Genomic DNA, 24,417 nt, shown 5'->3' with positions numbered 1-24,417 from the left:
CTGCCCTCGCGCGTCCGTGGCGTGTTCACGGATTTCGGCGTTTAGTCGCCCTTTTCCGTGACTATTGCCGGAGGACTCAGATTCGTGCAAGCACTTTCTAAATCTGGTGTCAGCCACTGCGCGACGCACAAGAGTAGCCCAAGCAGCGGACAGGCTTGCCCATGTAGCTAGTGTGATATACATTACTGATCGTATATCCACGCAGGAGGCCAAAATGCAGGTCGCAAAATGGGGCAACTCGCTCGCCGTCCGCTTGCCCGCGGAGCTTGTCCGGGAGCTTGGCCTCAAGGAAGGCGATCAGATCGATCTGGTCAAGGACGACGGCCAGGTCAGAGTCCGTCGTCTGGCGCGCGCGGATGAGGTGCTGACGGGCCTGCGCCGCTTCCGGGGCAAGCTGCCCGCTGCAGAGCGCCTGAGCCGCGATGACGCGCATGAGCGCTGAGTTCGCGGACACGAATGTCGTTCTTTACCTGCTCGACGATGGCCCAAAGGCCGATCGCGCCGAGATTATCCTGGGGCAGGGGCCCCGGATCAGCGTTCAGGTCCTAAACGAGACGCTGGTGAACTGTCGCCGCAAGGCTGGCCTAAGCTGGGAAGAAGCAGGGGCGTTTCTCGAAGGAGTGCGTGCTTTGTGCCCCGTCGAAGACCTGACCCTCCAGACCCATGACGTCGGCCGTGCCTTGGCGGAACGCTACGGCTTCTCGATCTACGACGCGATGATCGTGGCCAGCGCTTTGGTTGCGGGCTGCACCACGCTGTGGAGCGAGGACATGCAAGATGGCCTGCTGGTCGAAGGCCAGCTTCGCATCATCAACCCCTTTGCGTGAGCAGAGAGTTTCTGAGCATGGCGCTGGCCAAAGCCTTGTAATCCTTCCATGTCGTGGAGAATTTGCAAGGTATCTCGACTACGCAAGCAGCCCCAGCCTCTCAGCCCTCTCCAGCAGCATCTTCACCGAGGAGGGTTGCCAGCTTGTCCGCCCGCGGGGCGTACGCTCGCGCATCGCTTCCAGTCGAGTGCAGATCGCCTGAAGTGTGATGTCGGGGTCCGCGCCCTTGATGGCGGCGACGATGGCGGGCAGGCGGTCGTCGGTTTCGCGGCGGCCGGCGCGGTCCAGTACCGTGGGCGGTAGGAAGCCGTCCCGCACATAGGCGTTGACTGCGCGCAAAAGGCGGCTTTGCGTCCATTGGCGCTCGCGGGGCAGGGGGCCGTTGACGATGCGCAGCACGTCTTCCCAGGCCATGTCGGGCCGCAGGCGTCGCACATGGGGCACCCAGTCCTGCGCCGTCTCGTTCAGGCGTTCCATGTAGCCGTCCTGCCGCGCCAGCCGGACCTTGCGCAGCGCCGCCGGATCACGGGCGCGCAGGCCCGGGTTACCGCCGACCCTGCCTTTGGTCCGTGCGCTGGCCAGTCCGGCCTTGGTGCGTTCGCGGATCAGGGCGCGCTCGAACTCAGCGGCGGCGCCCAGGACCTGGAGAGTGAATTTGCCCTGCGGGGAGGACGTGTCGATCGGGTCCATGAGCGAGCGGAAGAAGGCGCCCTTGGCTTCCAGCCGCTCGATCACCTCCAGCAGATGCGAGAGGGATCGCGCGAGACGGTCGATCCGCACGACGACCAGCGTGTCGCCCTTGCCGATGCGTTCCAACACCCGCGCAAGCACCGGTCGCGCACGATTGCCGCCCGAGGCCTGCTCCTCGTGGATCTCGACGCAGCCCGCGGATTTCAGGGCCTGCGACTGGGGCAGGGGGGTCTGATCCTCGGTCGAGACGCGCGCGTAGCCGATCAGGGGCATCAAAACAGGCCATTTGCAGTTTCATACAGCACCAATAAACGACCGTTTGTAAATGAATGCAAGGGCGCGCTCTGTGGCGCTGTTCATCAGAAAGCCCTTGGTTTCCATACGCAGAGCGCGATCAGGGAGGTCTCGCGGACCATCGCGCGCGCGTGCTATGTAAGGTGTACAAACGCACTCTGATAAAACCCTTGGGTAAAGCTCAAAATAGCTGTATTTTGCGCATATGAGGCCTGGAACCCCCGCATTGTATGATGAATCCGACGCGCTCGGCATTTATGCTGAGGAGGTCGAACAGGCGTCTGAGGACGACCTGTGGTTTCTGCCCGGTCCGATGGACGACGAGCCGGACTATTTGCCGCCGGGACCACGGGCCGAACCGCGTGAAACCGAGGTCCTCGACGAATGGCGGAAGGCAGAGGGCGGGCAGGCCGCGCGTCTTGCCCGTGTGGCCGGTCGCGTCGGCGCGCTGGACGACCGGTTGAAGCGCGGACCGGAAGGATGGCGGCATCGGCTTGCGCTGATGGAGGCCGCAGATTTGAGCTGGCACACCGGTGACCGCATCAGCCAAGACCGGCTGGCGCTCTGGATCTCGCTGCGCCTGTCCGGTGTCCAGGACGACACGGCGGCGCTGGCGCGAGTCGGATGGGCGATTCGGCGACTGACGGGTGGACCGGGACCGGAGCAGGACCTTTCCGCCTTCCTCGACCGTCGCGACCCCGAGAACATCAGTGATGAGACCGAGCCGTTCGTGGATCGCGCGAGCGGTTGGCTGGATCTGATGGGGCAGGCCACGGACCTGCACCCGATCACTCGCGCTTGCGCGGGCTTTCACCTCTGGCGCCTCGCGGGGCTCGGGCAGCACGACGACCGTATGGAAGCGGCTGTCGCAGCTGCGCGGATCGCGGCCAGCGATGGAAGAGGCGCAGTCTTCACGCCTCTGGCCATGGGCGGGGCAGGGGGACTACGAGCCGGTGGTTCACCGTTCGAACGTCTGGAACGCTGGCTATACGGGATGGAAGCCGCGTGCCTGACCGCGGTGCGGCACCTTGACGATATCGAGGCATGGTCGGCGCGGGCGGAAGCCGAAATGACATTGCTCTCGGGCAGGACGCCGCCGGCCTTGCGCGCAGTGCTGACCGAATGGCCGCTCGTCTCTGCGCCAATGGCCCAGGCCCTGACGAGTGCCAGTCGCGCCGCTGTTCAGCGCAACCTTGCATGGATGCAAGAGCGGGGTCTGATCCGCGAGGTGACAGGACAGGGGCGGTTCAGGATGTGGAAGGCGACAAACTGAAGGTTAGCGTGGGTCTCACCCGCTCACTCGACAGCAGCGATAACCGCGAGCACGCGGCAGGGCGCGCAGAAACTCACCAACACTTAATGCATTTGTTGCACTTATTTCATATATGGTGGTAGAGAACAGAAACCGGAGAGGAGACCACCATGAACATGCTGGCACACCGACATCTTCCGCCCACGCCGCAGGACGCAGCGATTGCGCGCGTCTCTGGCCAGGCATTGTCACGCTTCGCCCAGGCGCGCGCGCCGTTGAAACTTCGTGTGACGGACTCCGAGCAGATGGAGCCGATCGAGCTTCCTGCGGGCGCCGTATCGCTGCTCATGGAGATCCTCGAGGCGATGGCAGCGGGGCGGGGGGTCACCATCATCCCCGAGAACGCCGAACTCTCGACCGTACAGGCCGCTGAGGTTCTGAACGTCTCGCGTCCGTTCCTGATCAAGCTGCTCGAGGATGGTGCCATACCGCATCGGAAGGTCGGCAAGCATCGCCGCGTCCGCATGGAAGACGTGATGTCCTACAAGGCCGCGATCGATACCGAGCGTGAAGCTGCGCTCGATCAACTGGCCGCCGACGCTCAAGAGCAGGACATGGGCTACCGCTCGAAATGAGCCAGTACACGGTCCTGTTCGATGCGAACGTCCTTTATCCCGCGCCGATGCGCGATGCACTGATGCAGTTGGCGGTCACAGACCTTTTCAAGGCCAAGTGGACGGCCGATATCCATCGGGAGTGGATTGATGCGCTTCTGCGCAATGAACCTCATCGGGAGCGCGCCGCGCTGGAACGAACTCGCGACTTGATGGACAGGGCCACACGCGACTGTCTGGTCACCGGCTACGAGGCATTGGTGCCGGCCCTAACACTGCCGGACCCTGACGATCGGCACGTTCTGGCGGCGGCAATCGTTGGGCGCTGTGACGCGATCGTCACGCAGAACCTGAAGGACTTCCCACCAGCGGCACTTGCGCCCTTTGGCATCGAGACCCAACACCCTGACGACTTTTTCCGGAACCAACTGTCTCTCGCGCCCGGTCTGGTCTGTTCCGCGCTGCGGAAAGTTCGCGCGCGCCTCAAGAATCCGCTCAAAAGCGTCGACGAGTATCTCGCGATCCTGACACAGCAGGGGTTGGTCGCCACGGTTGCCGACCTGGAGCAATTCGCCGACCTGCTTTGATCCCAGAACTGCCCTGACTGAATACGTTCTGGCCAGAGTTGTGGCACCCGATCCATCATCACCGCGAGATTTCGCCCGCCAGGACTGCACGCCCGTGGACTGCAAGCGTAGCAGTGAACCTCGGGCAACCGAACTGCCGGATCACGGCGACAATGCGCGCATCGTACGCCGCTTGCCCTATGACGCGACACAGGTCTGACGCGTGAAACTGGCGGTTCGAGCTTGGCGCAGCCTTGATCTGTTCGTGCAGCTCGCGCTCTCGTGGCTCTTGAACCGGCTGTGGTGCGGGGAGAGCCGGTGGGCGCGTCGCTTCTCCAAGCGAGGTGCGCCACCGGCGCATGAAGCCGAGCAGGAAACCGGCCGGAACCTTGCTGTTCCCACGGGCCCGGTTGAAGGCAAGGAAGCGTTCCCAGATCACTTGCGTATCGACGTTCCAGCAGGGTAGGGCGCTCTTCGCGGCCTTGATCAGCTCGGCCCAGCATGTTCGGAACACGTTCGAGCAACCGTCAATGTTGATCTGTCCTGTGAATATAGTTTTGTTAGATTCTTCTCTAGATAGTGATGTGTCGCCTCCGCCTGACACGAGATCGTGGGTCTGTTCGCCGTCGTCAAAGGCCGCGAAGCGGAAAAGCCAGGGGGCGAACTTGCCGTTCGATTTCTCGCGCTCAAGCTTCAGTTCAGAAGTTTCAAGCTCACTCAGCAGAACGCTCAGGTACTGGCGCGAGACGCCCATCTTCGCCGCCAGAGAGGACAGGGTGAAGGCAGCCGTGCCGCGGGGCAGGCCGTTATACCCATCCTTCCACGCTATTCCGTCGAGGATGAGCGTGGCCAGCTTGTGCGCCGAAACGGAGAGGTCTGTCTGCGTGATTCGCCTGAGGATCAGGCCGGTCGTTGGTTCCATGGTCGTATCTCCTAAGAGACGATGCCATGTCGAGAGCAAACAACATTCTTGCCAGCAAAAACACTTTGCTGGTTGCAGGGGTTCGGACACTGCGCTAAAAAGACCGTGTTCAGGGGTTTTTTTCTAGCGTGGCGTCAGGCTTCTCGGTCTGGCGTCGTTTCCCTTTTTTGGGGTGATGCACTGCCTCCGGTGCAAGTTGATCGGAGCGGGCCAGTGCTACGCTGGCCCGCATGGGGTTCAGTATCGAACCTCTTCGAAGCCGTAGTTTCCTTCATGGTCGCGCCAATCGACGAAGACCGAGCGATAACTCACCCAACCACAGTGCTCGGGACGGGGCAGAAGCGAGGCAGGTGGAACAGCTCCCACGCTCGATCTCTGCCAGCGATAATCGCCCTGCACACCGTAGGAGCCGAGCCTAGTCGAGTCGTAGCGGATGCAATCACCGTCACGATCCTGATGTTGGCTGAACTGGACATGGTAGACGCGGATGCTCCGAACGAAGTCGAAGGCGCTGCCAGAGATGTCGATATCGGCGCGTTCATCGGCCTGCGCCAACACGAACGGACCTGTCGCATCCGGGAGGCTGATCTCAGGCCGGACGCGGAAGGTGATATCGTAGAGGCGCTCCATCGGCGATAGTGGGGCAGGGGCGTCGAACGAGGCTCCCATTGGGCAACGCCAGATCTGCAGCGGCGGCTCGACCGGCCAGGGCGTGATCCTGCGGATGAAAACAGCCCGCGCATGTGCACAGGGTGCAGATGCTGGCCAGCCACCCGCGAGACATAGCAGGATGGCGCAGTCGACCTGGTAGCTCTGCGCAGAAGCGGGCTCCGGCGTGATCATCGCAAGTGCGAGCCCGGCTGCTGCGAGTGACGTCAACGGATGCTTCATGTATCGACTCCCTGCGAAATTGTTCGATCGATACGATACAACATGAACGACTACAACCTGATTTGAACAACAGCGATGTTGCGAGATCGCAGAGCAACTCAGGTGATCCGGCACGGAGCGTTCGACGGGCGTTGTTGCAGAACTCAGTCGGTGAAGGATTCACATCGGGAATCCATGCGGTTAGACGATCTGCATGAGCAAGCCCAAGCCCGCCCGCTACCGCACGACGAACTGGTCCAGCTACAACGATGCGCTCAGGAAGCGCGGATCGCTGCTGATCTGGCTGGACAAGGAGATGACCTGGCACGCGCCGCATGAGGGACGCCCAGGGCGCCCGCCGGTCTTTTCGAATGCCGCGATCCAGTTTTGCCTGTCGCTCAAGGTTCTGTTCAAGCTACCGCTCAGGCAGACAGCCGGAATGGTCGCGAGCCTCCTGCGCCTGGCAGGGCTAGACTGGCCCGTTCCGGACTACTCGACGCTGTGCCGCAGACAGAAGACCCTCAAGGTGCAGATCCCCTATCGCCGTGCCGAAGGGCCGCTGAATCTTCTGGTGGACAGCACCGGCATCAAGTTTCTTGGCGACGGCGAATGGCAGGCCCGCAAGCATGGCGTTCAGGGCCGCCGCCAATGGCGCAAGGTGCATCTGGCGATGGATATCGCCACCTCGGATATCCGGGCCGTCGAGTTCACCCCTAGCCGGGAAGGCGACAGCCCAGTCCTGCCGGACCTGTTGGGCCAGATCCCCGAGGACGAGGACATCGGCACCGTGACCGCGGATGGTGCCTACGATACCCGCCGCTGCCACGGCGCCGTCATCGCACGCGGTGGCACGGCAATCATACCGACCCGAAGGAACGGTCGAGCTTGGAAAGAGGACTGCCCGGCTGCCAAGGCGCGCAACGAAACCCTGCGCGCCACGCGTCACTACGGTCGGGCATTCTGGAAGCGGTGGACCGGATACCACGCCCGTAGCCGAGTGGAGGCCAAGATGCGATGCCTGAAGGCCTTCGGTGAGCGCATCGCCGCGCGGGATCCAGATCGCCAAACCGCCGAAATCCACATCCGGGTCGCCCTTGTCAATCGCTTCAACGCGCTCGGCACCGCCCACGTCGTCCGCGTGGCATGAAACTGAATGGGAAAGGGGCACTCACAACTCAGGCCGACTTTCTGCAACAACGCCAACGAGATCTACGCGGCCCCTGTCTCCTGAGCGCGGAACCGCTGACGGAATGCGTGAAGCTGAGAAGAGATGACAAACCGGTCGAACCGGGGATCGGGACACCCCAGGGGGTCAAGGCGCAGAAAGCGCGCAATTTTGATTGGGACCCGATCCGCGGACTTCATCTGGGCCAGCGGCTAGACCGCACCACAAAGGCCGTAGACATGACTGCTTTCGGCATAGGCGCGTCAATTCCCAGCTTGCGCAGCAGGGGTCGTCCAGACATGGGAACACTTGCCCTCGCCAGAGATGCCCACTGCGCGTTGGCGACGGTCCACCAATGACTTGCGCCACCGGACCTGTGGGGGAACCGGCGCAGCGCCAGTTCCCCATCGGCTTATTCTGCCGGAACCCAGGGCCGGTTATAGGCTGCCACGCGCCAATCACCGTGTTCGATGAACCGGGGGGCGCTCCCGGTTTCCAGCGCCTCGGCTGCGGCGTTCAGCGCCTCGGGCGATGTCTCGGGCCAGGCGCCCGTTTCGATCCGTTCGACCAGGGTCTCGACGATGGCCGTGCTTTCGGCAGCCGTGAACTCGCAATGGCCCGTGCCCTGGACCAGCGACTGCCGATACAGATCGCCGGTACCCTGCTCCTGCACCAGCGCGCCGTAGCCTTCCATCAGCGTGTAGGGAATGGCCCAGTCGCCCAGCATGTGGATGCGGATCGCCGGAACCTGCAGATCGCCGGTCGTCGTGCGCCCGTCTGCGGCCCAGAAATCGCGCGCATAATCCGAGGCCGCGATGCGGGGGGCGGCGTCGATCCTGGCAATGTCGGCCTGAAGGTCCAAACCGGCCTGTTCGTAGAGCGCCTCAACCGTCCGCGCCATCGCGGGTGCGGCATTCTGGTAGAAGGCGGCATAGTCGACCCCCTCGTTCCCGGAAAGTTGCTGCCCCGATGCGGCGTTTTCGAACAGAAGCCGCGAGGACCCGCCAACATTACCGCCGATGCGCAGCGCCGAGGCCACGATCATGTCGGCCATGGCGCCGGCATCCGCGGTGTCGGGTAGTTCGGTCCCCTCGACCATCCACGGCGACCACTGTCCGATGGCGAAGGCAAGCGCCAGCCGCGCGCGGCCCTCCGGGCTTTCGCCCGCCGTTTCGATGGCGGCCATCCAGGACGCACGGATCGCGTCAAGGCTGCGCTCGCCACCCGCTCCGGCATTGGGCAGGCCGACGATGGCGAGATCGCTGGCCGGACCGTGCCCAGCGGCCTCATAGCTTTCGCCCAGCAGGGTCTGCATGGCGAACCAGCCATCCAGGAAACTGCTCATGATCCAGACCGGCGTATGGGCGGCAAGCACGGCGGCACCGTCGATCCTGTCCGGGTAATCCTCGGCCGAAGCGAGGCTGTCGAGCCCTCCGCCAGAACAGCCGTATTGCAGCACCATGTCAGGAGCGCGCTCCAGGTCCGTGAAAATGTCCTGAACAGCTTGTAGATTCAGGATTTCACGCTGCGGATCGTATTGCCACAGGCGCAGCGGGTGCCGGGCGAGCCCGGCGAAGGCATAGCCACGACCGAGCAGGTCGTCATACCGCTGGACCGCTGACGCGACCGAAACGTTGCTGGCGAAATCCAGATCCCTGAGTAGTCGACCATTCCAGTTCTCGGGCACGCGGATCAGCCATGCCGTCCCGTCCGGCAGGGTTCCCGCATGTTCGTTGAAGGCGGGCTGCTCCTGCGCCGACGCGAGCGGGGCGAAGCCCGCGGTCAGAGCGAGGCAAAGCACCACCATTCCGGTCCGCGAACGCGGGCCGGCCAAATTGGCTGTCCGTGACATGAATTTCCTCCAGTTTGATGCAGCGATGAAATCCGGCTCCTCTTCCGGGGAACCATCGCCGGGAACAAACATAGATAGCTAATTATTAGTGTCAAGGGCTCTGATGCACAAATCGGCTTAAGGCCGAGGTTCCCCTTTCCCCGGACGGACTTATCCCACAGCTTCCGTGACGGGTATTCCGAGCGCGGTGTAGCCGTTCAGGACGGCGATGCGGACCTGGAGTTCGGCGACCTGTCGGTCGAAGTCCCGTGCCATGAGCCGCTGGCCCAGCAACTTGATACAATGCATCTTTGTCTCGACGCGGCTTCGGCGGTGGTATCCACTCCATCGTCGCCAGAGCGCGCGGCCCAGGTATTTCGCCGCGCGCAGGGCCTCATTTCGCGCCACGGCTCCGGCGGTGATCGTCTTCCAGGGCTTCGCGTTCTTGCGGGGCGGGATGACGGCATGGGCACCGCGATCTGCAATCGCATCGTGGCATTTGCGCGTGTCGTAGGCGCCATCAGCCGTAACGCTACCGATTTCCTGGTCCTGCGGGATTTGGTCGAGAAGGTGGGTAGGATGGGCGCATCACCGATGTGGCTCCCGGTGACTTCGACGGCCCGGATCTCCAACGTTTCTTCATCGATCCCAAGGTGGAGCTTGCGCCAAACGCGCCGTTTCGGGCCGCCATGCTTGCGTGCGTGCCACTCGCCTTCACCTTCGACCTTGATCCCGGTGCTGTCGATCAGCAGGTGCAACGGCCCCTTGGAGCCGCGGTAGGGGATGTTCACGGCCAAGGTCTTCTGGCGGCGAGATAGCGTGCTGAAGTCGGGCACCGTCCAGTTCAGGCCGACCAGCCGTAGCAGGCTCTCGACGAACCCGGTCGTCTGCCGGAGCGCCATGCCGAACAGCACTTTCATCGAGAGGCACGTCTGGATAGCGGCATCGCTGTAGGTCTGCTGGCGGCCACGCCTGCCTGTCGGCGCGGCATCCCAGCTCATCTCGGGGTCAAACCAGATCGTCAGCGAGCCCCGGCGCTTGACTGCTTCATTGTAGGCTGGCCAGTTCCTGGTCTTGTAGGTCGGGGGTATGGGTCTGCTCATGCAGCCTGACTAACAGACTGGATTCGCAAGGTGAAACCTTCACAGCATTTGCGCAACATGTATAACCGCCCCTTGCGCAAGAGGGTTTCTGGATCAGTTTCGCGCGGTGTCGGGTGCTGACATGTATCCGGCCTCTGTTGCGGCCATCATCACGCCGCGGGCCCGTATGGTGTTCGCAGGTCGGGTCCAGATCAAAGCCGCGTGCTCGATGGCACTCTGTTGCGCTCTGGTTCTCCCGATCCCGTCTCTCGACCGTGCGCCAAACGTCTCCTTGCCCTCTTCCGCTCCGACGTCCTCGCGACCAGTGACGGCTTACGCCGCAGCGGTCGGAGACTGGTAGGCGCCGCCTCGGGCCATCAGCGCCCAGACGATCCGCGCCATTTTGTTCGCCAGCGCGACCCGCACCAGCATCGGCGGCTTGCGCGTCAGCATCTCGCCAAGCCATGTGCCCGGCCGGGCAGCGGCATGAACATGCCGCTTGATGATGACGCTGTTGGCCCCGATGATCAGCAATCGCCGCAACGACCGTTCGCCCATCTTCGTGTTGGCCCCGAGACGCTGCTTGCCTCCTGTGGAATGCTGACGGGGCGTGAGCCCGAGCCAGGCCGCGAAGTCGCGCGCTTTGCGGAACGTCTCGGGGGGCGGAGCCAGAACCGCTATGGCCGTGGCAATCAGAGGACCTATCCCCGGGACTGTCATCAGGCGCCGCGCCACCTCATTCTCCTTGGCACACCGGGCGATCTCGGCATCGAGCTTGCCGATTTCCGCTCCGAGATGGGCGAGTGACGCCACCAACACCTTGAGCGTGGGGATGGCATCGGCAGGCAGACCGCTTTCCGGGTCTTCCACAATGGCAATCAGCTTCGACATGTTGGCCGCGCGCTGCGGAACGATCATTCCGAACTCGCCCAGATGCCCGCGCAGGGCATTGATGGTCTGGGTTCGCTGCCGGATAAGCAACTCGCGGATGCGAAAGACCATCGCCGCGCCTTGGGTCTCCTCGCTCTTCACCGGCACGAAGCGCATCGTCGGGCGCGTCGCCGCCTCGCAGATCGCCTCGGCATCAGCCATATCATTCTTCTGGCGCTTCACGAATGGCTTCACGTAGGCGGGTGGGACCAACCGCACGTCATGCCCGATCTTCCCGATCTCGCGCCCCCAGAAATGGGCGCCACCGCAGGCTTCCATCGCGACGACGCAGGCCGGCAGCTGTCCAAAGAATGCCAGACCTGATCTCTTCGCAGCTTCTTGCGCAGCACCGCCCGGCCCGTAGCGTCGGCACCGTGGACCTGAAACACATTCTTCGCCAGATCGAGCCCGACCGTGATAATCTCCGACATGACCGCTCTCCTTTGTGGATCCTTGCAGACCCACCTTGGCACATCGATGCCGTCGGGGGGGGCACACCATCAAAGCCGCAAATCCTCATGAAATGCGCGGCCCGCCTCGGCGTCGTAGCACCGGTAGGCGCAATAGTGCTGCTGCAGGATGGGCGAGGGCGCCCGCCCGCACAGGGTCTTCGTCATGATGTATGTTGCCTTCGTGAGTGTCGGCATTACCCGGTTTCCAGCGCCGCGGGGGACCGTAACGCCTTCCGCGTCGAGCTTGAGTGGGGGGATAGCAAGCTTTGGTATCTAATCGTTGACAATCTCCTAGCGAGGGCTTTAAAGATAGATGTCTAAGCTATGTTTCGCAAACCACCGATCCGGCCCCCGTGTTCCGGATGTCGGACGGGAGAGGGGCGCGACGCAGGGCCAAACGGGAGGACATGATTATGCGTTTCACTGCAATCGCGATGGCTGCCGGCCTCGCCGTCTCGGCGACGGCTGGTCACGGCCAATCGCTCAACCTCACTCTTTCAGGCGGGAACCCGGGCGGCCTTTGGTCGCTGCTGGGCGCCGGCATCGACCGCGCCGCGCAGGTGGCGGACACCTCGGCCGTGGTGACCTATCAGGCTACGGGCGGCGGGTTCGCCAACATCGGCCTGCTGGGCGCCGGGCGCACGGATCTGGGCCTGGTGCACGACGCCGAGGCGCAGCTCGCGCTGGGAGGCGAAGAGCCCTTCCGCGGGCCGATCACGAACATGCGGGCCATCGGCTACATGTACAACTGGGCGCCGATGCACTTCTTCCTCGACCGCTCGATGGCCGAGCAATACGGCATCGACAGCCTGGACGACATCGCCGGCAGCGGCGCGCCGATCCGCATCGGCATCAACCGCTCGGGGAACATCACCTCGAACATCGCGCTGATGATGTTCGAGCTGGTGGGGGTGACCGACGAATCCCTGGCCGAAGCTGGCGGCCAGTTCGTGCGCGCCGGCGCCAATGAGCAGGGCGAGCTGCTGCAGGACGGACGGCTCGACATGATTACCAACGGCATCTTCATCAACCACTCGTCGTTTCGCGCGGTTGACACGAATGCTGACGTTGTGCTGCTGTCGGTCCCGCAGGAGGTCATCGACGCCACCAACGAGCGCTTCGGCACCGGCCAGATGGTCATTCCCGCTGGCAGCTATTCGAACCAGCAGGCGGACGTGAACACCGTGACGCTGGGGGCGCTGCTGGCCGCGACCGACGCGATGAGCGACGACGACGCCTATGCCTTGACCAACGCCCTCATCACCAACATCGACGAGGTGCGCGCGGTTCACAGCGCCATGCAATCCCTGACGCCCGAGTTGCTCGCCACGCCCAGCGTGCTCGAGTTCCACCCCGGCGCCGCCCGTGCCTACAGTGAGGCAGGGCTGTCGCAATGATCGGGACACTCGTCTCCACCGGCCGCAGGAGGGATCTTGCGGCCGGCCAGCAACGGGCCATCGTCGTGGTGGCCGCGATCTTCTCGGCCTGGGTGATCTACGCCAACCTCTTCACCATCTCGGATCCGCTAGTTCTGGGCATCCTCTTCGTTTCGGGGATCTACGCGATCATGTTCGCGGCGATCGGTGCCACGCCGAACGCTCCCGACCGCATCCCGTTCTATGATATCGCCCTGTCGCTGCTCAGCCTGGCAGCGGGCATCTTCTTCTTCGTGAACGCCACCGCCATTGCGGACCGCATCAGCCTGCTGGATCCGTTCACGCCCGCGCAGCTCTTCTTCGGCATCTCGCTACTCCTCCTGACCCTCGAAGCGACGCGCCGGACCACGGGCATGGGACTTACCATCGTGGTCGTGGCCTTCCTGGCGTACAACTGGTTCGGCTACCTGCTGCCGCCGCCCTTCGGGCATGGCGTCGACGATTTCACCTACCTGCTCGATATCCTGGTCTTCACCACGGATGGCGTGTTCGGGGTGCCGATCCAGGTGGTCGCCAGCTACGTCTTCCTGTTCGTGATGTTCGGCACTTTTCTGTCGAAAGCGGGCGGGGGCGAGTTCTTCTTCAACCTCGCGGCGCTTCTGACCGGGCGCACCCGCGGCGGTCCGGCGAAGATCGCGGTGATTTCCTCAGGGCTCTACGGCACGATGTCGGGCAGCCCGACCTCGGACGTGGTGGCGACGGGCTCGATCACCATCCCGGTGATGAAGCGACTGGGCTACAGCGCGCGCTTCGCCGGCGCGGTCGAGGTCGCGGCCTCGACGGGGGGCAGCGCGATGCCTCCGGTGATGGGGTCGGCCGCTTTCATTCTCGCCGAATATACCGGCGTGGATTACAAGGCGGTGGTCGTCGCCGCCGTGGTGCCCGCACTGCTCTACTACCTCGGCGTCTTTAGTCAGGTCCACCTGCGCGCCGTGCGCGAAGACCTGCGCCCGTCCGAGGACGAGATGCCGACCGTAGCGCAGACGTTCCGCACGGGCTGGGTCTTCCTGCTGCCGATCATCGGCATCGTGGTGGCGCTGCTCTCGGGCTATTCTCCGACCTTCACCGCCGGGATCGGCGTGATGGGTGTCATCATCGCCTCGACGCTGCTGAAGGCGACGCGCCTGTCGCCGTGGCAGGTGATCGAGGGCTTGGGCGAGACCACGCTGCGCATCCTGCCGGTGGCTGGCGCCTGTGCCGCCGCGGGTCTGGTGATCGGGGGCCTGTCGATGACGGGGCTGGGTATGAAGGCCGCGAACCTGATCCTGGTGATTAGCAACTCGCAGCCGATCCTGACGCTGGTTATCGCCGCTGTCGTGACGATCATCCTGGGTCTCGGCATGCCGACCCCGAGCGCCTACATCCTGGCTGCCGTGCTGGTCGGTCCGGCGCTGGCGCAACTGGGCTATCCGGTGCTGCAGAGCCACATGTTCCTGCTGTACTTTGCCGTTCTCTCGGCGCTGACCCCGCCGATTGCGGTGGCGGCCCTGTCGGCGGCGGCGATTGCACATGAAGACCCGTTCAAGATCGCCTTCACCTCGGTGAAACTGGCCTCGATCGGCTTCATGCTGCCCTTCGCCTTCGTTTGGAACCCGGCGCTGATGCTGCTGGCCGACCCCCTGTCGAATACGCTGGCCGTGGTAGGAGGCGTGATTGCCACGCTGGCCGTGGCCACCGTGGTCGAGGCCTTCGCCAGCAAGCCGGTGTCGCCGGCGGAGCGGCTGCTTATGCTGGGCAGTGCGATTGCGGCTGTCTCGCCCTTCCAGCTGTTCGCGGTGGCGGGCATCGCGATCGGGGCGGTTCTGCTGGCGCGTCACCTGGTGGCGGGGCGCCGGGCCAGCGTGCAACAGAACGCCGCCGACTGATGCCACTCTGGCGCAGCCTAACAGATCGCGCGGCCCGGACCCCTCCGGGCCGCGCGTCCTTTTGCAAGAGAGACCGACGTGACCCATCCGACCCAGACCGCCGACCGACTCACGACGCAGAGCCCCTCCGCCGTGCCGCCGCAACAACCGAAGTTCTGGAAGCGCTGGGCGGTCAGCATGCTGGCCGTCTATCCCGCGCTTATCGTCCTGGTGCTGGCCACGCGGCCCTTCACCCAGGGCATGCCAATGGCGGTCTCGCTGTTCATCGTGGCGCTGCTGCTGACCGGATTGAATGTCGGGCTGATCCTGCCATTCCTGAACAGGAAGCTGGGGCGCTGGCTGGCTGCGCGCTGAGGCCGGAACGGGCAGGGCGGTACGATTTCATATATGTGAAATGTCGCAATGATCCCGCCGGCAATCAAGACAAGGTGCTCTCCGCCAAATAAGCTTAGATAGCTTACCCTTTAGGTTGAGCAGCCAATCCAGACCAGACTGTCCGCCCAGGGGCGGCGCAGACGGAACGCTACGGGAGGAGCGAGCGACATGACTTCATCCACCACATTCACCAACAAACTGCGTGCCCTTGCGGGCGCTTCGGCGCTGTCGGCCGCGACGCTGGGCCTGACTGGTGCCGCCGAGGCACGCGACTTCCGCCTGCTGTCGGGCTGGGATTCCAGCTATGTTGCGGTCGACGTGCTGACGTCGTTCATCGAGACGCTCGACGAAGCCGTAACCGAGGGCTTCGGCGTCAACGTCATGGGCCCCGAGACCGTGCCCCCGTTCGAGCAGTTCGACCCGGTGTCGCGCGGCCTGTTCGACCTGCTGTTCACCAATGGTGCCTATCACTTCAACCAGACTTCGGTGGGAATGGCGCTGGACGGCCTGTCGGGCGATACCGAGGCCTTGCGCGAAGCCGGAATTTGGGACGCGGTGGATGCCGATTACCAGGAGCAGGGGTTGAAGCTGATCGCCGTGCTTTACGACCTGAATGGCTACCACATCATGCTGAACGAGCCGGTCGGCGAGAACGGCCTCGAAGGACGTCGCGTGCGCGGCACGCCGATCTACCACCCGGCGATCAACGTACTGGGTGGCTCGCCCGTGGTGCTGCCGGGCGGCGAGATCTACCCGGCGCTGGAACGCGGTGTGATCGACGGTGCGGCCTGGCCGACCATCGGCGCTCTGTCCTACCGCTGGTTCGAGGTCGCCGACTACATGATGCGCCCGACCTTCGGCCAGGTCGGCCATCTGGTGTTGATGAACCTTGACACCTGGAACGACCTGTCCGAGGAAACCCGGGCCGAGATCGAGACCGCCGCGCGCGAGTTCGAGATCGAAGCCAATGGCCTGTTCGACACGCTAGTCGCCGAAGAGAGCGCCGCCCTGGAAGCAGAGGGCATGAGCGTGACCGAGCTGTCCGAGGAACTGGCGGGCACGCTCAGCTCGGCCTGGTTCTCGGGCGTGATGGACCTCGCGGCCACGCAATCGGGCGAGGCGATCGAGGAAATTCGCCGTCTGGCGACCGAAGCCGATCTCGACGGCTGATCGGGGCCCGGCCCCTTCCGACGCGCGGCCGCTTGGTGCCGCGCGTCTTTCCGTCCCCCGGTCCTCCTTCTCGGCCCATTCTCTTCGGCCTTTCCGTTCCAGGAGCTTCCCTCCATGCGACCGATCCTGACGCTTCAGGACGTGCTGACCCGGCTGATGTTCTTCATCGGCGTCGGTGCGCTGGCAGCCATCGTGCTCATCTACGCCTTCGAGGTCGTCTCGCGCTATGCCTTCGGCGCGCCGACCCTCTGGGCGAGCGATTTCGTTTCCTTCCTGCTGCTGATCACGGTGTTCAGCACCGCGCCCTGGCTGACCCGCGAAGGCGGGCACGTGGCCGTGACTATCCTGCCCGACCTGGTCGGCCGGCTGCGCCAGGTGATCCTGCGCGCGGGCTTCCTGGTGGCGGCGGCGACCTGTCTCTGGGCTGCCTGGCTTTGCATCGGCGAGGTGCAGCACCTGGCCTCGCGCGGGACGGCGACCCTGACCACCGTGCGCATTCCGAAATGGATCCTGGTGGCCTTCATCACCTATGGCGTGGCCAATTCCGGCCTGTATTTTCTGCGCCTCGCCTTCGGCCAGGCGCTTTCCGAGACCGACTCCCAACCCGAGGTGACCCATGGTTGAAGGTATCGCCGCCGTCGCGACCGGCGTGGGGCTGCTCCTGGGCTTCATGGCCGTAGGCCTGCCCGTCTTCGCGGCCTTCCTGCTGGTCAACCTGCTGGCCGTCGCGGTCATCATGGGACCGATGGGCTACGGCATGTTCGTCAACTCGCTCTACGAGACGACGACCACGCAATCGCTGGTCACCATCCCGCTGTTCATCCTGATGGGCGAGATCCTGTTCCGCTCGAACTCGGTCGAGGTGCTGCTCCGGTCCATCGACACTCTGGTCGGTCGGGTGAAAGGGCGCCAGTACGTGCTGTCGATCCTGCTGGCCACGGTGTTCAGCACCCTGTCGGGTGCTGCGATGGGCGTGGCGGCCATGCTGGGCCGCTCGCTGCTGCCGGGCATGGTCGCGCGCGGCTACGACGCGCGGCTGTCGGCCGGCACGATCCTGGCGGGCGCCAGCCTGGCGCCGCTGATCCCGCCCAGTGTGCTGGTCATCATCATCGGCACGCTGGCCGGCGTCTCCATCGCCGGGCTGCTGATCGCCGGGATCATTCCCGGCCTGATGTTCGCCGCGATCTTCCTGGGCTATTGCTTCATCCGCGTCTGGCTGAACCCGTCGCTGGCGCCCGACGAGCCCGACGACGGCACCCGCGCCACGCTGGCCGACAAGGGCTGGGCGCTGCTGCGGGTGGTGCCGTTCTCGATCATCATCTTGATGGTGATGGGGCTCATCCTGGTCGGCATCGCCACGCCGACCGAGGCCGGCGCGATGGGTGTCATCGGTTCGCTGATCATCGCCGCGATCTATCGCAACCTGTCGTTCAAGATGATCGGCGAGTCGCTGGTTTCCTCGGCCAAGGTGGCGGCGATGATCCTGTTCATCATGGCCAGCTCGAAACTGTTCAGCCAGCTGCTGGCCTTCACCGGCGGTGCCTCGGCGATGACCGAATGGGTCGTGGGGCTGGAACAGTCGCGCTGGGTGATGCTCATCCTGCTGATGCTGCTGCCTTTCGTGCTGTGCATGTTCATCGACCAGATCGCGCTGATGCTGATCGTCATCCCGATCTACCTGCCGATCATCGAGGAACTGCAATTCGATCCGATCTGGTTCTGGCTACTGTTCCTGGTGAACATCACCGTGGGGGGCATGACCCCGCCCTTCGGCTACACGCTCTTCGCGCTGAAAAGCGCGTGGGAAGACGCCAGCCTCGGCAAGGTCTTCTCCTCGGCCTGGCCCTTTGTGCTGCTGTACCTGCTGGGCATGATCGTGCTGGCACTGGTTCCCGGGCTGTCGACGCTGCTGCCGTCGATGCTGTGACAACCCTCGGCGCGGCGGCCCCGGTCGCCCGCCTTTCCTGAGACGCCATCTGTAAGACTAGGAGGGCTCCATGCTCGAACCGACCCTGCCCGCGAACCTCGGGCTCTACTACGGCAATGCATGGCACGCGGCACAATCCGGCCGCACCGATCCCACCTTCGATCCGGCCACCGGCAAGGTGCTGGCGCAGGTCGCCACGGCGGGCGAAGCGGACGTGGACGCGGCCGTGGCCAGCGCCCGCGCGGGCTTCCGCGAATGGCGCGACGTGGCGCCCCTGGAGCGCGCGCGCGTGCTGAAGGAGATCGCCGCCATCATCCGCAAGCATGGCGACGAGCTGGCGCTGCTGGATTCCGCCAATTGCGGCAACCCCTATACCGAAATGCGCGGCGACGCGGGTGTCGCCGCGGCGCAGATGGAATTCTTTGCCGGCCTCGTCACCGAGATGAAGGGCGACACCATCCCGATGGGCCCCGAGCGCATCAACATGACCCTGCGCGAGCCGTTGGGCGTGGTGGCGCGGATCCTGGCGTTCAACCACCCGCTGATGTTCTGCGGCGGCAAGATGGGCGCACCGCTGGCTGCGGGCAACGCGGTCATCATCAAGCCTCCGGTGCAGGCGCCGCTCTCGGCGCTGAGGCTGGCCGAGCTGATCGACGGCCTGCTGCCCAAGGGTGTCTTTACCGTGCTCCCCGGCGGGACGGAGGCGGGCGCGGCGCTGGCCTCGCAAAAGGGTGTCGACAAGGTCACGTTGATCGGCTCGGTGGGGGCCGGGCGCGCGGTGATGCGCGCGGCCAGCGACACGCTGAAGCCGGTGCTGCTGGAGCTGGGCGGCAAGAACGCCCTGATCGCCTATCCGGACAGCGACCCCGACAAGGTGGCCAACGCCATCGTCGCGGGCATGAACTTCAGCTGGTGCGGGCAGAGCTGCGGCTCGACCAGCCGCGCCTTCCTGCATGACGACCTGCACGACGCGGTCGTCGAGCGGCTGGCGGCGGCTGTGTCGCGCTTCAAGCCGGGCATGCCGACCGACCCCGCGACGACAATGGGCGCGCTGGTCGGGCGCGAGCATTTCGATCGGGTGATGGGCTACATCGCCTCGGGCAAGGCAGAGGGCGCGCGCGTCGTCACCGGCGGCAACGCGGTGACCGAGGGCGCGATGGCGGACGGCTGCTTCGTCGAACCGACGATCTTCGCCGATGTCACACCGGACATGCGCGTCGCCAGGGAGGAGATTTTCGGCCCGGTGCTGGTGCTGCGCCGCTGGTCGGACGAGGGGGCAATGATGGACGAGGTGAATGGCCTAGACGTGGGCCTGACCTGCTCGATCTGGTCGAAGGACCTGGCCACGGCGCATCGCGCGGCGGCCCGCGCGGAGGCCGGCTTCGTCTGGATCAACGAGGTCGGGCGGCACTTCCTGGGTGCGCCCTTCGGCGGCTACAAGCAGTCGGGCCTCGGGCGCGAGGAGGGGATCGGCGAGCTGATCTCGTTCACGCAGGAGAAGAACATCCACATCAACCTGGGCGGCCAGTAAGCCTTTATCCGGACTGTGGCAAAAGGAAAGGGGGCGGATCATCCGCCCCCTTTTTCGTGTCTCAGCGGGGCGCCAGCCGGCCCACCGGGTCGCGCTCCCGCAGCCACTCCAGGAGGTCTGTCAGCTGGCGGTCGCGCTCCAAGACGATCTCGGCATAGGGCGCGTCGTACTCGTACCAGCCGCGTCCGGTGATCGCGCCCATGTGCCCGGCCTCGACCAGGTCGCGCAGCGCCTTGCGGCCCTTGTAGTTCTCGTCCCCGGTCTGGTGGTACAGCGAATCCGTGACGGCCAGCGCCGTCGCCTTCGACACGATCAGATCCTCGGTCAGCAGCGGCCCCCACAGCGCGAGGCGCGGCCCGATGCTCAGCCGCACGGCCGCGTCGATATCGTCGCGGCTGGCGATGCCTTCGTCCATCAGGCGATAGATCTCGGTCAGCATGGCGAACTGGATCTTGTTGATCAGGAAGCCCGGCCGCTCCCCGCAGGCGACGCCCACGTGATCGATGGATTCGACGAAGGCCCGGCCCCATTCCACCAGCGACGCCGGGGTGAAATCGGCGTGGATCACCTCGATCGAGCGGATGATGTGCCCGGGCGTGATATAGTGCAGGCCCAGGATCCGTTGCTTGCCGTTCACCTTGGCGCCGATGTCCGACAGCAACAGCGACGAGGTGTTGGTGGCCAGCACCACCTCGGGCGGGCAGAACGCGTCCAATTCGGCGAACAGCGCCTGCTTGGTCTCGAGCTTCTCCTGCACCGCCTCGTGCACCATGAATGCGCCCTTCACGGCCTCGGCCAGCGAGGGCTCGGTGCGCACACGCGCCAGCATCGCGTCGACGGCGGCCGGGTCGTCTGCGAAGGTCGCGGCGATCGGGCGCGCGCGCTCGGCAAAGCTGGCCAGCAACTCGGTATTCATGTCGCACAGCGCGACATCATGGCCGTGGTGGGCATAGAGCGTGGCGATCACGCAGCCCATGAAGCCCGCGCCGACGACGCAGATCGTGCCGGACGACGGCGGGCGGGGGATGGAGGGGGCGGTGTCGGGCATGGAACCTCGTCTGGTGTCAGGGGCGGTCGGGGCGTGCCGGCCGCCTGCCGAAAGGGATGAACGGGGAGGGCCGTGCCGCTGCGCCATCGCGCGCGCATCCCGCCGTCTCCCTTGCCGACAGCCTTGCGAAATCGGGCCTCCGGTCAACGCCAACCGCCCCGCACGGCGGATATTTCGAGGATGTGAATTCTGCCCGTAGTCCCGTGCGCCGGCTGCGGGACATCCGCCGGGGCCGCGTCGCGAACCCTTTCCGCAGCGCGCCGATTCGCCTAGATTGGGACAGGACGGAGCTGGCCGGTACGGGTCGCCGAGTCGTGTGAATCGGAAGGGCAGGAGAGATGACCGCAGACAAGGTGAAATCCGCCGCGCGGGTGTTCGAGATCCTCGAGTTCTTCGCCAGTCACCGACAGCCTGCCCGGCTGCACGAACTGGGCGCCGCGCTCGGCTATCCGGTTTCCAGCCTGACCGCGCTTTTGCGTACAATGCTGGACATGGGTTACATGACGCTCGATCCCGCGACCCATGCCTATCTCCCCGGGCCCCGGCTGCAGACGTTGACGGGCTGGATGCAGGTCGACGATTATGAGCAGACCGTGCTGTTCGATGCCCTGTGCCGTCTGCGCGAGGCTGCGGGCGAGCCGGTGGTGCTGGCCGCGCCCGCCGACCTGCATGTCGATTACGTCACCTCGCTGCACCGGCAGGAGGGGCGCAACACCCATATCCGCGCGGGCGACCGGCGGCTGATGGTGCAGAACGGCACCGGCTGGCTGATGCTGGCGCGCGCGCCGCGGCCGGTGGCGCTGCAGATCTACCGCCGCACCGTGGCCGAGGGGCTGATCTCGCCGCGCGACTACCCCCAGGCGGCCTTCGAGGCGGTGCTCGACGCCAATCGTGATACCGACGTGTCGATCCTGCACGCGCGCGACCTGCTGGACATTCCGACGCACCGCACGGTGCATTGGGATGCGTCTATGATGTCGACGCTGATCCCGGTGCCGCCGGGGCACGCACGCCCGCTGGGCATCGGGATTCATGGGCCGACGGAGCGCATATCACGCCGCGCGGATGAACTCTCCGAGCTGCTGCGCCGGACGTCGGCGGAGCTGGCGGCGCGCCTCGAAACCGTCTGAAGAGGCGCGCGCAACTCTGAACAAGACCATGAAAAAAGGCCCGCACGATTGCTCGTGCGGGCCTTCCCTGCGTGCGCCTTGGGAGGAAAGCGCCAGCGCGTCACTCGGCCGCTTCGGCCGGGTCATGGGCGACCAGCGTGCGCCAGTCGACATCCTTGGGATAGACCCCCTCGTGCGAGGCGATGCGCGACTGCAGCGCGAAGCTCGCGGTGCCGATCGCCGGGCCGCCCTCGGCCACCTTCTGCGCGGCGTCGGTCATCAGTCGGCGGAACTCGACGATGGCGAGGTCCGAGGCGCCCAGCACGTCGGTATGGCGCTGCACGCGGCTGCCCATCGACACCCACATGATGATGTCCTCGTTCGGGATGCCCGGAACGCCGGTGAAGTGGCCTTCCTTCATCAGCTCGCGGTCCTGCTTGAAGTCGTTGTCCAGCGTCCGAAGCGTGCGCCACTTCTCATCCAGGTCCTTGCCCGGAACAGCGTGGTTGAAGGCGCGCCATTCCTCGGTCGAGGGCACTTTCGGGCCGCCGAAGGCGAGGAAGTGGAACGCAGTCTCGTCGTCGTTGATCGGCACGATGACGCTGGCGACCTTGTAGGCGTTGTTGGGCGGGATCAGCGAGTAGTATGGCGCCACGAACTCGGTGATGCGCAGGTAATGATGCGTTGCTGCGTTCTTGATCGGCTTGCGGATCGCTGCGTAGTGGAAGCCGTAGCTGGTGGTCTCGGTCTGCATGCGCGGCGATTTGTCGGTCGACGGGCGGTACCACGATTTGTCATCGGCTGCGGCACTTTCCACGCGGGCCGGTTTCATCGTTGATGAATGCAGCGACGAGGAATGCGCGCTGTCGATCTGTCCTTCGTGGATCTGCGCCCAGTTGGCGGGGACACGGATCTTCAGGATGGCGACCGGGGTGTCTTCGGTTGGGGCGAAGGCGGGGGGCTGGAACTCCGGCATGTCGGTCTTGTCGCCGAGCCACGCCCAGACGAAACCGCCCCATTCGCGCACCGGGTAGGAACGGGCCTTGACCTTGTCCATCAGCGGGCTGCCCTCGGGCTCGGACGACATGGCGACGACGTTGCCGTCCACATCCATCTTCCATCCGTGGTACAGGCAGCGCAGGCCGCAATCCTCGTTGCGACCGTAGACCAGCGAGGCTTTGCGGTGCGGGCAGAGCTCGTCGAGCATGCCGAGACGGCCCTTGGTATCACGGAACGCGACGTAGGATTCGCCAAGCACTTCGACGCGCAGCGGCTTGCCGTCGTTCTCCGCCACTTCTTCCATCAGGCAGACCGGCGTCCAGTGCTGACGCATCAGTTTCGCCATCGGCGCGTCACCCGTCACGCGGGTCAGGACTTCGTTCTCTTCGGGGGTCAGCATCTCGTACTCCTCCTGCGGCCCGGGCCCGTGAAGGCCAATCTCGAATGCTTGACAACATATACTTAGCTATCTAAATGAGCAAGGGCAGATACACGTTTTTTGGGAGGGGCGAATGGAGCTCATCAGGATGCGCGTCGGTGCAAGACGCGCGCTGACCCCGCAGATCACCGAATTCACGCTGGTTCCGATGGAAGAGGGCGCGCTGCCCGGATTCACGCCCGGCGCGCATGTCACGGTCGAGACGCCCTCGGGGGCAATGCGGCGCTATTCGCTGGTCAACGACGGCACCGCGCCGGACCATTACAAGATCGCCGTGAAGCGCGAGCCGGCCAGCCGGGGCGGCTCGGCCTCGATGCATGACGAGGCGGTCGAGGGGTTCGAGCTGAACGTCGAGGCGCCGGAAAACGACTTCCCCATGGCCGACGCGCCGCGCTACCTGCTTATCGCGGGCGGCATCGGGGTCACGCCAATCTCGGCCATGGCCGCGCATCTTGAGCGCGAAGGCAAGGATTTCAACATCATCTACCTCAGCCGCAGCGCGGAAGAGGCGGCCTACCTGGAAGACCTGACCACCGCTTACGGCGACCGTGTCCTGGCCCATCACGACGAGGGCGACCCCGAGAAGATCTACGATTTCTGGGACCATTTTGCCGAGCCGCAGAAGCTGAATGTCTATTGCTGCGGGCCAAAGCCCCTGATGGACGAGATCGAGGCGATCTCGGGCCATTGGCCGGAAGGCCGCGTCAACTTCGAGGATTTCAAGCCCGTCGACGTTGTGCGCGCCGATGACGAGGCCTTCGAGGTCGAGCTGAAGAAGACCGGCATCACGCTGACCGTGCCCGCCGACCGTTCGATCCTCGAGGCTATGCGCGATGCCGGGTTCCCGACCGTCAGCTCGTGCGAGAGCGGCACCTGCGGCACCTGCAAGACGCGACTCCTGGAGGGCGAGGCCGATCACCGCGACATGGTGCTGATGGACGAGGAAAAGGCCGACAAGATCATGATCTGCGTCTCGCGCGCCTGTTCGGGCGGGAGGCTGGTCCTTGACCTCTGAGCCCGCGC

The 24,417-nt window shown here is 64.8% G+C and carries 22 protein-coding genes and 2 pseudogenes; 15 read left to right on the top strand and 9 right to left on the bottom strand.

Annotated elements, in window-relative coordinates; genetic code table 11:
* Positions 1-214 precede the first annotated feature (214 nt).
* Entirely contained in the window at positions 215-442 is a 228-nt protein-coding gene (locus Mame_RS25685; protein WP_018065893.1) for an AbrB/MazE/SpoVT family DNA-binding domain-containing protein, read from the top strand.
* On the top strand, positions 432-827 hold the full coding sequence (locus Mame_RS25680) for a PIN domain-containing protein (RefSeq protein ID WP_018065892.1): 396 nt from the start codon (positions 432-434) through the stop codon (positions 825-827). The genes Mame_RS25685 and Mame_RS25680 overlap by 11 nt, the downstream gene beginning before the upstream one ends.
* 78 nt (positions 828-905) lie before the next feature.
* On the opposite strand, the gene Mame_RS25675 is transcribed toward Mame_RS25680, so the two are convergent.
* Entirely contained in the window at positions 906-1,790 is an 885-nt protein-coding gene (locus Mame_RS25675; RefSeq protein WP_018065891.1) for a recombinase family protein, read from the bottom strand.
* Positions 1,791-2,016: 226 nt separating this feature from the next.
* Between Mame_RS25675 and Mame_RS25670 the strand changes: the two genes are divergently transcribed.
* The 3 genes from Mame_RS25670 (at position 2,017) to Mame_RS25660 (ending at position 4,264) form a co-directional block, all read left to right on the top strand.
* Positions 2,017-3,084, top strand: a complete 1,068-nt coding sequence (locus Mame_RS25670; RefSeq protein ID WP_007803223.1) for a helix-turn-helix domain-containing protein — start codon at positions 2,017-2,019, stop codon at positions 3,082-3,084.
* 149 nt (positions 3,085-3,233) lie between these two features.
* Entirely contained in the window at positions 3,234-3,698 is a 465-nt protein-coding gene (locus Mame_RS25665) for an excisionase family DNA-binding protein (RefSeq protein ID WP_007803221.1), read from the top strand.
* Positions 3,695-4,264, top strand: coding sequence for a PIN domain-containing protein (locus Mame_RS25660; RefSeq protein ID WP_007803220.1), 570 nt, complete (start codon positions 3,695-3,697; stop codon positions 4,262-4,264). Before Mame_RS25665 ends, Mame_RS25660 begins: the two co-directional genes overlap by 4 nt.
* 58 nt (positions 4,265-4,322) lie before the next feature.
* On the opposite strand, the gene Mame_RS25655 is transcribed toward Mame_RS25660, so the two are convergent.
* Together Mame_RS25655 and Mame_RS25650 are read right to left on the bottom strand one after the other, a co-directional pair.
* The gene (locus tag Mame_RS25655; protein WP_018065890.1) at positions 4,323-5,165 is read right to left on the bottom strand and encodes a hypothetical protein; all 843 of its coding nucleotides are present in this window, start codon (positions 5,163-5,165) and stop codon (positions 4,323-4,325) included.
* 237 nt (positions 5,166-5,402) lie between these two features.
* On the bottom strand, positions 5,403-6,056 hold the full coding sequence (locus tag Mame_RS25650) for a hypothetical protein (RefSeq protein WP_026173657.1): 654 nt from the start codon (positions 6,054-6,056) through the stop codon (positions 5,403-5,405).
* 193 nt (positions 6,057-6,249) lie between these two features.
* Here Mame_RS25650 and Mame_RS25645 point away from each other — a divergent pair, with 193 nt between their 5' ends.
* Entirely contained in the window at positions 6,250-7,182 is a 933-nt protein-coding gene (locus Mame_RS25645; RefSeq protein WP_007803217.1) for an IS5-like element ISRhba5 family transposase, read from the top strand.
* Between the two features lie 430 nt (positions 7,183-7,612).
* On the opposite strand, the gene Mame_RS25635 is transcribed toward Mame_RS25645, so the two are convergent.
* From Mame_RS25635 to Mame_RS26965, 4 genes and pseudogenes are all read right to left on the bottom strand, one after another.
* The gene (locus tag Mame_RS25635; RefSeq protein ID WP_024099412.1) at positions 7,613-9,052 is read right to left on the bottom strand and encodes a hypothetical protein; all 1,440 of its coding nucleotides are present in this window, start codon (positions 9,050-9,052) and stop codon (positions 7,613-7,615) included.
* A gap of 150 nt (positions 9,053-9,202) precedes the next feature.
* Positions 9,203-10,134, bottom strand: a pseudogene (locus tag Mame_RS25630) (IS5 family transposase).
* A gap of 312 nt (positions 10,135-10,446) precedes the next feature.
* Positions 10,447-11,474: pseudogene (locus tag Mame_RS25625) on the bottom strand (IS110 family RNA-guided transposase).
* Between the two features lie 69 nt (positions 11,475-11,543).
* On the bottom strand, positions 11,544-11,690 hold the full coding sequence (locus Mame_RS26965; RefSeq protein ID WP_018065885.1) for a hypothetical protein: 147 nt from the start codon (positions 11,688-11,690) through the stop codon (positions 11,544-11,546).
* A gap of 218 nt (positions 11,691-11,908) precedes the next feature.
* Here Mame_RS26965 and Mame_RS25620 point away from each other — a divergent pair, with 218 nt between their 5' ends.
* The 7 genes from Mame_RS25620 to Mame_RS25590 all read left to right on the top strand — a co-directional run bounded on the left by Mame_RS25620 (position 11,909) and on the right by Mame_RS25590 (position 19,799).
* Entirely contained in the window at positions 11,909-12,892 is a 984-nt protein-coding gene (locus tag Mame_RS25620) for a TAXI family TRAP transporter solute-binding subunit (RefSeq protein ID WP_018065884.1), read from the top strand.
* Entirely contained in the window at positions 12,889-14,796 is a 1,908-nt protein-coding gene (locus tag Mame_RS25615; protein WP_018065883.1) for a TRAP transporter permease, read from the top strand. The genes Mame_RS25620 and Mame_RS25615 overlap by 4 nt, the downstream gene beginning before the upstream one ends.
* Positions 14,797-14,874: 78 nt before the next feature.
* The gene (locus Mame_RS25610) at positions 14,875-15,150 is read left to right on the top strand and encodes a putative antibiotic biosynthesis monooxygenase (RefSeq protein WP_018065882.1); all 276 of its coding nucleotides are present in this window, start codon (positions 14,875-14,877) and stop codon (positions 15,148-15,150) included.
* Positions 15,151-15,339: 189 nt separating this feature from the next.
* Positions 15,340-16,341, top strand: coding sequence for a TRAP transporter substrate-binding protein DctP (gene dctP / locus Mame_RS25605; RefSeq protein WP_018065881.1), 1,002 nt, complete (start codon positions 15,340-15,342; stop codon positions 16,339-16,341).
* Positions 16,342-16,455: 114 nt separating this feature from the next.
* Positions 16,456-16,965 (top strand): TRAP transporter small permease, encoded by a 510-nt coding sequence (locus Mame_RS25600; protein ID WP_018065880.1) that lies wholly within the window; start codon positions 16,456-16,458, stop codon positions 16,963-16,965.
* The gene (locus Mame_RS25595; protein WP_018065879.1) at positions 16,958-18,268 is read left to right on the top strand and encodes a TRAP transporter large permease; all 1,311 of its coding nucleotides are present in this window, start codon (positions 16,958-16,960) and stop codon (positions 18,266-18,268) included. Before Mame_RS25600 ends, Mame_RS25595 begins: the two co-directional genes overlap by 8 nt.
* 70 nt (positions 18,269-18,338) lie before the next feature.
* Complete coding sequence (locus tag Mame_RS25590) at positions 18,339-19,799, top strand: aldehyde dehydrogenase family protein (protein ID WP_018065878.1); 1,461 nt, start codon at positions 18,339-18,341, stop codon at positions 19,797-19,799.
* A gap of 61 nt (positions 19,800-19,860) precedes the next feature.
* On the opposite strand, the gene Mame_RS25585 is transcribed toward Mame_RS25590, so the two are convergent.
* Positions 19,861-20,847, bottom strand: a complete 987-nt coding sequence (locus tag Mame_RS25585; protein WP_018065877.1) for a 3-hydroxyacyl-CoA dehydrogenase family protein — start codon at positions 20,845-20,847, stop codon at positions 19,861-19,863.
* A gap of 338 nt (positions 20,848-21,185) precedes the next feature.
* Between Mame_RS25585 and Mame_RS25580 the strand changes: the two genes are divergently transcribed.
* Positions 21,186-21,977, top strand: a complete 792-nt coding sequence (locus tag Mame_RS25580) for an IclR family transcriptional regulator (RefSeq protein ID WP_018065876.1) — start codon at positions 21,186-21,188, stop codon at positions 21,975-21,977.
* A gap of 100 nt (positions 21,978-22,077) precedes the next feature.
* Here the strand turns inward: Mame_RS25580 and Mame_RS25575 are convergent, their stop codons facing one another.
* The gene (locus tag Mame_RS25575; protein ID WP_018065875.1) at positions 22,078-23,355 is read right to left on the bottom strand and encodes a Rieske 2Fe-2S domain-containing protein; all 1,278 of its coding nucleotides are present in this window, start codon (positions 23,353-23,355) and stop codon (positions 22,078-22,080) included.
* 112 nt (positions 23,356-23,467) lie between these two features.
* Here Mame_RS25575 and Mame_RS25570 point away from each other — a divergent pair, with 112 nt between their 5' ends.
* Complete coding sequence (locus Mame_RS25570) at positions 23,468-24,409, top strand: PDR/VanB family oxidoreductase (RefSeq protein ID WP_018065874.1); 942 nt, start codon at positions 23,468-23,470, stop codon at positions 24,407-24,409.
* Positions 24,410-24,417: the final 8 nt, after the last annotated feature.

Origin of the sequence: Martelella mediterranea DSM 17316 (genome assembly GCF_002043005.1) — a bacterium.
Classification (GTDB): Bacteria; Pseudomonadota; Alphaproteobacteria; order Rhizobiales; family Rhizobiaceae; genus Martelella; species Martelella mediterranea.
This window is presented reverse-complemented; position numbering and strand designations above follow the sequence as displayed.

Coding starts and splice junctions, on each gene's coding strand:
- Mame_RS25685 (WP_018065893.1), top strand. CDS start 215: ATGCAGGTCGCAAAATGGGGCAACTCGCTCGCCGTCCGCTTGCCCGCG.
- Mame_RS25680 (WP_018065892.1), top strand. CDS start 432: ATGAGCGCTGAGTTCGCGGACACGAATGTCGTTCTTTACCTGCTCGAC.
- Mame_RS25675 (WP_018065891.1), bottom strand. CDS start 1,790: ATGCCCCTGATCGGCTACGCGCGCGTCTCGACCGAGGATCAGACCCCC.
- Mame_RS25670 (WP_007803223.1), top strand. CDS start 2,017: ATGAGGCCTGGAACCCCCGCATTGTATGATGAATCCGACGCGCTCGGC.
- Mame_RS25665 (WP_007803221.1), top strand. CDS start 3,234: ATGAACATGCTGGCACACCGACATCTTCCGCCCACGCCGCAGGACGCA.
- Mame_RS25660 (WP_007803220.1), top strand. CDS start 3,695: ATGAGCCAGTACACGGTCCTGTTCGATGCGAACGTCCTTTATCCCGCG.
- Mame_RS25655 (WP_018065890.1), bottom strand. CDS start 5,165: ATGGAACCAACGACCGGCCTGATCCTCAGGCGAATCACGCAGACAGAC.
- Mame_RS25650 (WP_026173657.1), bottom strand. CDS start 6,056: ATGAAGCATCCGTTGACGTCACTCGCAGCAGCCGGGCTCGCACTTGCG.
- Mame_RS25645 (WP_007803217.1), top strand. CDS start 6,250: ATGAGCAAGCCCAAGCCCGCCCGCTACCGCACGACGAACTGGTCCAGC.
- Mame_RS25635 (WP_024099412.1), bottom strand. CDS start 9,052: ATGTCACGGACAGCCAATTTGGCCGGCCCGCGTTCGCGGACCGGAATG.
- Mame_RS26965 (WP_018065885.1), bottom strand. CDS start 11,690: ATGCCGACACTCACGAAGGCAACATACATCATGACGAAGACCCTGTGC.
- Mame_RS25620 (WP_018065884.1), top strand. CDS start 11,909: ATGCGTTTCACTGCAATCGCGATGGCTGCCGGCCTCGCCGTCTCGGCG.
- Mame_RS25615 (WP_018065883.1), top strand. CDS start 12,889: ATGATCGGGACACTCGTCTCCACCGGCCGCAGGAGGGATCTTGCGGCC.
- dctP (WP_018065881.1), top strand. CDS start 15,340: ATGACTTCATCCACCACATTCACCAACAAACTGCGTGCCCTTGCGGGC.
- Mame_RS25600 (WP_018065880.1), top strand. CDS start 16,456: ATGCGACCGATCCTGACGCTTCAGGACGTGCTGACCCGGCTGATGTTC.
- Mame_RS25595 (WP_018065879.1), top strand. CDS start 16,958: ATGGTTGAAGGTATCGCCGCCGTCGCGACCGGCGTGGGGCTGCTCCTG.
- Mame_RS25590 (WP_018065878.1), top strand. CDS start 18,339: ATGCTCGAACCGACCCTGCCCGCGAACCTCGGGCTCTACTACGGCAAT.
- Mame_RS25585 (WP_018065877.1), bottom strand. CDS start 20,847: ATGCCCGACACCGCCCCCTCCATCCCCCGCCCGCCGTCGTCCGGCACG.
- Mame_RS25580 (WP_018065876.1), top strand. CDS start 21,186: ATGACCGCAGACAAGGTGAAATCCGCCGCGCGGGTGTTCGAGATCCTC.
- Mame_RS25575 (WP_018065875.1), bottom strand. CDS start 23,355: ATGCTGACCCCCGAAGAGAACGAAGTCCTGACCCGCGTGACGGGTGAC.
- Mame_RS25570 (WP_018065874.1), top strand. CDS start 23,468: ATGGAGCTCATCAGGATGCGCGTCGGTGCAAGACGCGCGCTGACCCCG.